This is a genomic window from Lysinibacillus mangiferihumi (assembly GCF_003049665.1).
GTDB lineage: Bacteria > Bacillota > Bacilli > Bacillales_A > Planococcaceae > Lysinibacillus > Lysinibacillus mangiferihumi.
On sequence record NZ_PYWM01000018.1, the window covers coordinates 98,668 to 106,871 of the forward strand.

The window sequence follows — 8,204 nt, forward strand, 5'->3', positions numbered from 1 at the left end:
TCCTACAGTGGTTTTCTGTGTGTTTTTAAATTTGTATCAGAATTGTTTGTGTGCCAGACACCCTTTATACTGTAATGAAAGGGAGTGTTTCTTTTGTTTACTACGATAAAAGCATGTACAGATTTTATTTTTACATTAAAGGCGGTTGATCATAAACGTGAACCTTTAGTCATGATGCGTGAAGTATTGGCGCGTTTAGGGGACCCGCATAACAAGTTGCGCGCTATCCATTTAGCAGGTTCCAATGGCAAGGGGTCCACCGTAAATGTACTGAGAGAAATGCTAGAGAATGCAGGCTATCGGATTGGTGCTTTTACTTCACCACATTTAACACGTGTCAATGAACGTATGACCATCAATGGAAAAGAAATTCCGGACGAGCAATTTTTACAGTATATGAATAACTTAGCTTCAATCATTGAGGCAAATTATAATGGGGACTATCCAAGTTTTTTTGAGGTCGTCACACTTATTATGTTCCAATATTTCGCACATGAAGAAGTGGATTTTGCGTTAATTGAAACTGGGCTCGGTGGAAGACTTGATGCGACGAATGTCATAACACCACTTGTATCCATTATTACAACGATTTCTTTAGAGCATACGGCCTTTTTAGGCGATACATATGCGAAGATTGCTTTTGAGAAGGCAGGTATTATTAAAGAAGGTGTACCCGTAGTGGTTGGTGTTAAAAATAAAGAAGCACTTGCTACGATTCAAAAGGTTGCACAAGAACGTCATGCTAGGTGTCTTGTTCTAGGGCATGATTTTAAGGTGATTGCACAGGAGCAGGAGATGGGCATGCAATCATTTCATTATCACAATGCGCATCTTGACCTCACAGACATTCAATTAAAAATGGCAGGAGCGCATCAAATCGCTAATGCGAGTCTGGCTATCACAACGATGGATTTATTACGTGAAAAAGGGCTTATTCATTTATCCGAAGAGTCAATGCGCCAAGCGCTACAACATGCACAGTGGGCAGGTCGCTTTGAACAGTTCCCTAATAATATTGTATTAGATGGTGCTCATAACTCAGAAGGAACTGCCGCATTGATTCGAACAATACAGAAGGTCTATCCAAATCAACGCTATCGATTTATTTATGCAGCTCTTTCTGATAAAGACCATGCCAATAGTATTGCGTTAATGGATGCAGTCGCAACTTCTATATCCTTTACACAAATTGGACTGCCCAATGCCATGCCAGCTGAACAGTTAGCGATGTTATCAACGCATCAAGACAAACATTATAACAAAAATTGGCAAGTGATAGTGAGTGAAGTCATACAACATAAGGACCAACAAGATATTGTCGTTATTACAGGTTCACTGTATTTTATAGCTGAGGTTCGCCAATGGATGCAGGAGGGAGCACAATGATTCCTCAGTTCGATGACTATAAGAAAAAATGGGCTTTAACGAGTGATGATGTAATTAAGCCAGGGCTTACAGCGATTGAAGAAGCATTGGCACTTGTAGGGAATCCAGAAAGAACATTGCAAATTGTGCACCTTGCAGGCACGAATGGCAAAGGCTCAACACTAACATTTTTAGAGTCAATTGCGCAGGAACATGGCTTAAAAGTAGGCAAGTTCATGTCTCCATGCATTTTGAATGTGCACGACCAAATTCAAGTAATGCAACAACCTATTTCAGCACTAGAGATGGATCGCGTTTTTCAACAAATGAAGGATGCGGGGCTTAGCGGTAAACTAACGGATTTCGAACTTTTAACTGTCGCAGCGTTTTTGCATTTTGTCCATTGTGATGTCGATATTGCATTAATCGAAGCGGGTATGGGGGGCTTACTAGATAGTACGAATGTAGTGCAACCTATTGTCTCGATTATTCCGAGTATAGCGCTAGAGCATACGAAATTTTTAGGTCCGACCATTGAAAGCATTGCACAGCATAAAGCAGGGATTATTAAACAGCATCGACCAGTTGTAATCGGGGATTTACCTTGTGAAGCAAAGAACATTATTGAGAGAGAAGCTAATGCAAAGCAAGCACCTGTTCTAGAACTGAACAAGCAATTCCATATTGTGCGGAGGCATGACCATGAGAACTATAAAAATGATAATTTGGACGTACATATCACAAATCTTACACGTCATATGAAAGGACCTCATCAAGCGAATAATATGGCATTAGCCATTACTGCATTTTTAGAAGTTGCGACTGCGCTAAATGTAGCAATCAACGTGGCAAGTATACGCCATGGTATTGAAATGGCAAGCATTTTAGGACGATTTGAAGAGGTGTTGCCATATATTATTTTTGATGGTGCGCATAATCCAGCTAGTGCAGAAAAATTGGTAGAAACGGTTCACCAAGCGTTTCCTAATGAGTCAATAACCTTTGTTGTCGGCATATTAGGTGATAAGGATGTAAAAGGGGTTTTGCAGTACTTAGAGCAAATTAGTGAGACATTTTATTTTGTTGATTTTGATAATCCGCGTGCGATGTCAGCACAAGATATGTTGGCATTATGTCATGCCCCGCAAAAAGCAATTTTGCAAAATACAATTCCATTTTTACAACAGCAATCAGAGAAGAAGTGTAGAACAATCGTAACCGGCTCTTTATATTTATTAACAGAAGTGCGCGGTAGCTTGCTTGACGGAAGCGGACATAGGTAGTGACAACTGTTTTCCACTCCTGCGTGCGATTTAGATAGGGGATTGCTAGAAGGATAAGGATAGTTACTTGAGCAACGGCTTGTCAATTGCTTTCAGGATGTTACAAAATCGCCATGAAAATTATAGGTTTCATTAGAAAGGTAAAGTCAACTCATTAATGGGTTGACTTTTTTATTTTTTTATCACTTATGTAAGTTCATGCCAACAATCACACTCTAGTGAGGCGTAGGCAAACACTTTATATAACAAGGTAAAAAATATAATGTGGAACCTCACCAATTTCTATTAATGGTAATGCATTAAATTAGCATTTAAGCATACTCTCTAACATATACTTATATGAAATAACAGCTGATAACAGTGTCGTCTTTTTTTATGTTCGTTTTGATAGTTGAAGGAAGAGGTGATGAAGGTATGAAAATAGTTAGTCATGTAGTGAGAAAACAAGTAGTGCGTGCAATGCTAATTGGTGGTATTGTCGGGCTTTTTGGTGTTGCAGTTTTTTTAGGTGTTCTCCAAGCTAGTACCCAATTTTCTTTAAAAAAGGAAAGTGAAGTAGCGAAAAACGAAACTGAAACAGAGGCAGACTCCGCAACAATTCCGACAACAGGCGGTACTGCAAACTCAACTATGTTTTTTGCAAGTCAAGCGGGCGTATTTTCTAATTATGCAAGTGCAAGTGCATTTGTCTCTGAACATCCGTCATTGCAAGAAAGTGCAATTGTAGAAGTAGAGGGCAAGTTTTATGTATGGACAAGTATAGTGAACGAAGAAAGTGAGTTAGTGTTTCTAAAGGACCCACCAACATTTAAAAAAGTGTTTAGTGTTAGTGGTGAAAGTTGCAAGGAGGCGACAATTGCTGAAGTGATAAAAGTATTAGCTGATAAAAATACGACAAAATTAAATTTTAAAGAGGCAACAAAGGATTCCACTCTTCCTGCTGATTGGCAAAGTATTGGCAAGGCAGCAACCTCTATTTCTAGTGATTTAAGTATTGTGCGTCTTCAAATTTTTGCACATTATAAGTCCAAAAATGCTTGTCTTCAAACGAAATTCTAAGTCGAATAGTTAGCTAAATGAGTGTTATCTTGATTTTTTGAAAATTTTCAAAAACCGTATTCTCCGTTATGATAGAGAGAAGGAGGAATGGTGAAATCATGTTTGAAACAAATCATAAATTAGTACTTGCTTCTGCATCACCACGACGAAAGGAACTGCTTGCTATGTTGGACCTTCCGTTTGAAATTGTAACAAGTGATGTAGAAGAGACAAGTGTAAAAGCAACAACCATGCAGGATTATGTAACAGGTGTGGCACTGCTAAAAACACGAGATGTAGCTAAGAAAGTGCCAGCAGCAACGATTATTGGCGCAGATACAATCGTCGTTTTTAACAATGAGTTACTGCATAAGCCAAAAACACGGGAGGAAGCTATTTCACACTTATCTCGTTTATCAGGCAAGCGTCATGCGGTGATGACAGCAGTTGCCATCATTGAACCAAATGGTATAGAAACAACATTTGTAGAAGAAACAGCAGTTGTATTCCAGACTTTATCACAGGAGCTTATAGAAGCTTATGTAGCATCTGGAGACCCTTATGATAAGGCGGGCGGTTATGGTATTCAAACAGCTGGAACCCTTTTAGTTGAACGAATTGAAGGAGATTATAACAATGTTGTAGGCTTACCACTTGCAACGTTGTTTGCGCAATTGATAGCGAAGCATATTATTCAATTTGCGAAGGAGTGAAGCTATTGCCAACAGATGTTTTACCAAAAACGATGATTCGTGACGTCAATAGGGCAGATCGACCACGTGAAAGACTACTTCGTCAAGGTGCAATGAGCTTATCGAATCAGGAGCTATTAGCTATTTTACTAAGGACAGGTACAAAGGAAGAATCAGTTCTTGCACTTGCGAATCGTGTATTAAGTACATTTGAACGTTTACACCATTTAAAACATGCAACCATTGAAGAAATGATTGCCATTAAAGGTATAGGGGAGGTAAAGGCAATCCAAATTTTAGCTGCCATAGAGCTTGGCCGGCGCTTGTCTCAAAAGCAAAATGATGACAAGTTTACCGTTCGTTCTCCGCAAGATGCCGCAGCATACCTTATGCCGGATATGACCTCTCTAATTCAAGAACATTTTGTCGTAGTTAAGGTAACATAAATACTAATAAATTTAAGCAGACGGTGGCTTAATAAAAGTTGATGTCTGCTATTTTTATTACTTGGTTCCTGTAACCTTTTGCTTTCGTAGGTTCAATGACATCAATACTAATACTTTCTATTAAAGATTGTACAAAAGTACGCTTTTCTTCTTGTGTCAATTCAGGATAATTTTTAACAAACGATTCAGCAGTTTTAAATACATATTCAATATTAACATCACTTCGTAAAGTACCTTTCAAACCTTCTAGTTCTTTTTGTAATTCCTCATAGCGTAAGCGTGACTCGTCCATTCTGTTTTTAAATTCGTCATCTGTAATTAAGTCAGACGCCCATGCACGTTGGTATTTTTCGCGCTTGTTCTCAATTTGTTTCAACTCTCTTTGGATTTCAGTGGTATCACTATGTTCTGTTTCATCTTTAATAGATGATGGATCCAATATTAAATCGTTCATATATTCGATAAGCGCATCATCTATTTTTACTTCACGTACTGCAAATGGCGTTCTGTCAGGCTGATTTAATGCACATACTTGGCAGCGATATGTGTTCCTAACTTCTGTAGCATTATCGGTTTTACGTTTCCATGAGTATCGTTCCGAAGTACAACGATTGCCACAGTCTGGGCATATTATTTTGGTTTGATATACAAAGTGACTTGTAACATTACGTTTCTTGTAATTTTGACGAGATGTAATGATTTTTTGAAGTTTATCAAATTCATCTTTGGTCATTATGCCTTCATGGGTGTTTTCGTAAATTTCACCTTTCCAATACATGGCTCCATAAAGTGCAGGGTTATGCATCAAGTCTAATAATGTGCGTATATGCCATTTATAGCCCCGTTTAGGTTTGTATTCAGTAGAGTTCATATAAAGTGATAGTTGTCTAAAACTAAGCCCTTCACGGACTTTCTGAACCATTATTTTAACTGCTTTAATTTTTTCTTCATCAATTTGTAATTTGTGATTCTCATCTTTATAAAAACCGTAAGGTGGTTGAGCAGCCCATTCACCTTGACGGGCTTTTTCTATCTGTCCCATTACTACACGTTCCCCTAAGTTAGCACTTTCCCATTCAGCTATGGCAGCTACTATGGTAATAAACATTCTTCCCATCGCTGTAGAGGTATCATATATTTCAGTTGCAGAACGAAAAATACAACTACCTTTATCTAATTCATCAAGAATTTTGTGTAAGTCACGCACTGATCTAGTTAATCTATCCAGTCGATACACTAGCAATACTTTTATGTGCCCATCCTTGATATCTTTCATTAGTTTTTTTAATTGAGGACGATTTGTATCACGTCCTGAAATACCTTCATCTACATAAAATTTATGCTCTGGCCAGTTTTGAGCAATACAAAATGCTTTTAGACGTTCTCGTTGAGCAGAGATAGAATAACCTTCATTAGCCTGTTCTTCAGTTGACACACGGATATAAATTCCTACCGTCATGTAAAATACCTCCGATGATTTTGATTGTAGTAAATGTGCAAAAATATTCATAGTAAGTAACTTTTTTTGCTTTAGTAGATAAAATTTCTCATTAAACTTTATTTATCAGTATGTGCGTTTTCCTCTGAATAAAAATAATTATCAAGTATTTGCTGATGAATATGAACGATTGGACTATCACCAAGAGTAAATAAATAGACATTCTCTACGTAAGTTTTAAGAAAACCCTCAATTAAATATTTAATAATCACTTGAGGAACCTCATTTAATAACAAATGAGATACACTTACTCTATTTTGTAGAGAAGAGTATACATGTATAACTTTGTATTCATCATTAAGGAGATATATTTTTAAAGTACAATCACGACCAGCTTTTATAAGTTCTATTGTATCTTCCGATTGTTCAGATGTTATGTCTATTAATTTCATTATTATCACTCCTTAATATAAATAAAGAGCAAGACGGATGAGTCTGCTCTATTTTCTGTAATGCTTAAACGTTTAAGTATTAATCTAAATTAACAATATAAGTGACTACTTTACCATGTAGCCTTAAATCTTCATTAACTTTTTCTAAAGTGTGGTCTGTAAATATTGGGTCTGAAGAATTTGGTCTAAATATGAATTTATCGTCAGATTCATAAAAAAACTTGACTGAATAATCATAACCGTTACTATAAACAACAATATCCCCGTTTTTTAAATCTCCTACAGAACAACTTTTCACTGCTATTAATGAATCATGTGGGATAGTTTTGTTCATTGATTCACCGTTTACTCTCATAAAGAAAATATCTTCACAACCAGCGTATTTACCAAGAAGTTCATCCGGTATCGTAATGGTCTCGATTTCATCTACACACTCAACATCTATTGGTAATCCGGCAGATATTTTTACGGTAGGTAAAAAACGGTAAGTATAATCATTACCCTCTTTTAATTCTGTTGTATCTTCTTCTAACAAATTTTCAACGGTAATACCTAGAGTACGACATAATTTAATTACATTATCAATTGAAGAATTTACTAGATTATTTTCAATCATAGATCGTACTGTCGTATACGGCACTCCAGATTGTCTTGAAATAGAGGAAACATTAAATCCTCTCTCCCTCATAAAATTGGTTAATTTCTCACCTCTTTGCAATTATCTCACCACCTTTCTAATATCGTGTTACGGAATATCGTAACTTATGTATAAATAGTATCATTTAAAATACTGAAAGTAAACATTAAAATGCGACTTATCGTAGTTTTGGTTGTATTTATCGTTGACGCATTACGACACATCGTATATATTTAATTCAAGAGTTACGACACATCGTAATTCTATTAAATAGATATTCTAAAGAGTGAGGTGAAACAGAATGAACAAGCCTTATCCGAATTTAGAAGCTGAAATGGCAAGATGCGGAATTAAACAAAAAGATATCGCTGAGTTGCTAAAAAAACGAACTGCGACTATTTCAGAAAAGATGAATGGAAAATCAAAATTCGATATTGATGAAGCTTACGCTATAAAAAAAGCGTTTTTCCCAAATTGTATGTTGGATTACTTGTTCAGCAGAGAAGCAGTAGTCGCATGAAATTCAAAATCAATCAGTAATGAATTTAAAGCGCTGTGATACCGAGCCAACGACGGTATGAATTATTCGGACTTATAGCTTATGTGACGGTAGCAACGTTAATGGAGATTAAAGGAGTGAGAAGTGTGGAGGAACAGAAAAAAATAGCTACTACATCAAAAATTGTTGGTGCTTTAGTAGAAAGTGAAGCAAATGCTTTGGAAGCGTTAGAGATAGTAGAAAGAGCAAAGCAAACTTTTTTAGAAAGATGCTGGCACATCTCATCAAATAAAAAAGCAGACTAAAATAGCCTGCCTTAAACAATTAACTATACATGTCCACAACCGTTGTTAT

General features: G+C 36.6%; 9 protein-coding genes and 1 pseudogene. 7 read left to right on the plus strand and 3 right to left on the minus strand.

Annotated elements, in window-relative coordinates; genetic code table 11:
• Positions 1–93: 93 nt before the first annotated feature.
• The 5 genes and pseudogenes from C9J37_RS16695 to C9J37_RS16715 form a co-directional block, all read left to right on the plus strand.
• Positions 94–1,386: a bifunctional folylpolyglutamate synthase/dihydrofolate synthase gene (locus tag C9J37_RS16695; RefSeq protein WP_107896243.1), complete on the plus strand. Its 1,293-nt coding sequence runs from the start codon at positions 94–96 to the stop codon at positions 1,384–1,386.
• Positions 1,383–2,648: a bifunctional folylpolyglutamate synthase/dihydrofolate synthase gene (locus C9J37_RS16700; RefSeq protein WP_107896244.1), complete on the plus strand. Its 1,266-nt coding sequence runs from the start codon at positions 1,383–1,385 to the stop codon at positions 2,646–2,648. The genes C9J37_RS16695 and C9J37_RS16700 overlap by 4 nt, the downstream gene beginning before the upstream one ends.
• 414 nt (positions 2,649–3,062) lie before the next feature.
• Positions 3,063–3,707, plus strand: a complete 645-nt coding sequence (locus C9J37_RS16705; protein ID WP_024363192.1) for a hypothetical protein — start codon at positions 3,063–3,065, stop codon at positions 3,705–3,707.
• 98 nt (positions 3,708–3,805) lie between these two features.
• Positions 3,806–4,399 carry a Maf family protein gene (locus tag C9J37_RS16710; RefSeq protein ID WP_107896245.1) on the plus strand — a complete coding sequence of 198 codons (594 nt, stop codon included), beginning with the start codon at positions 3,806–3,808 and terminating at the stop codon, positions 4,397–4,399.
• 32 nt (positions 4,400–4,431) lie between these two features.
• Positions 4,432–4,812, plus strand: a pseudogene (locus tag C9J37_RS16715) (UPF0758 domain-containing protein); the annotation flags it as partial.
• A gap of 40 nt (positions 4,813–4,852) precedes the next feature.
• Here C9J37_RS16715 and C9J37_RS16720 read toward each other — a convergent pair.
• The 3 genes from C9J37_RS16720 to C9J37_RS16730 form a co-directional block, all read right to left on the minus strand.
• A complete protein-coding gene (locus C9J37_RS16720; RefSeq protein WP_107896246.1) occupies positions 4,853–6,283 on the minus strand; it encodes a recombinase family protein in 1,431 nt (476 codons plus the stop codon).
• A gap of 98 nt (positions 6,284–6,381) precedes the next feature.
• Positions 6,382–6,714, minus strand: a complete 333-nt coding sequence (locus C9J37_RS16725) for a hypothetical protein (protein ID WP_107896247.1) — start codon at positions 6,712–6,714, stop codon at positions 6,382–6,384.
• Positions 6,715–6,793: 79 nt separating this feature from the next.
• Complete coding sequence (locus C9J37_RS16730) at positions 6,794–7,432, minus strand: helix-turn-helix domain-containing protein (RefSeq protein WP_107896248.1); 639 nt, start codon at positions 7,430–7,432, stop codon at positions 6,794–6,796.
• 220 nt (positions 7,433–7,652) lie between these two features.
• Here C9J37_RS16730 and C9J37_RS16735 point away from each other — a divergent pair, with 220 nt between their 5' ends.
• The gene (locus tag C9J37_RS16735; RefSeq protein WP_107896249.1) at positions 7,653–7,871 is read left to right on the plus strand and encodes a helix-turn-helix domain-containing protein; all 219 of its coding nucleotides are present in this window, start codon (positions 7,653–7,655) and stop codon (positions 7,869–7,871) included.
• A gap of 125 nt (positions 7,872–7,996) precedes the next feature.
• Complete coding sequence (locus C9J37_RS16740) at positions 7,997–8,155, plus strand: hypothetical protein (protein WP_201262178.1); 159 nt, start codon at positions 7,997–7,999, stop codon at positions 8,153–8,155.
• The last annotated feature ends 49 nt before the right edge of the window (positions 8,156–8,204 follow it).

Coding starts and splice junctions, on each gene's coding strand:
- C9J37_RS16700 (WP_107896244.1), top strand. CDS start 1,383: ATGATTCCTCAGTTCGATGACTATAAGAAAAAATGGGCTTTAACGAGT.
- C9J37_RS16705 (WP_024363192.1), top strand. CDS start 3,063: ATGAAAATAGTTAGTCATGTAGTGAGAAAACAAGTAGTGCGTGCAATG.
- C9J37_RS16710 (WP_107896245.1), top strand. CDS start 3,806: ATGTTTGAAACAAATCATAAATTAGTACTTGCTTCTGCATCACCACGA.
- C9J37_RS16720 (WP_107896246.1), bottom strand. CDS start 6,283: ATGACGGTAGGAATTTATATCCGTGTGTCAACTGAAGAACAGGCTAAT.
- C9J37_RS16725 (WP_107896247.1), bottom strand. CDS start 6,714: ATGAAATTAATAGACATAACATCTGAACAATCGGAAGATACAATAGAA.
- C9J37_RS16735 (WP_107896249.1), top strand. CDS start 7,653: ATGAACAAGCCTTATCCGAATTTAGAAGCTGAAATGGCAAGATGCGGA.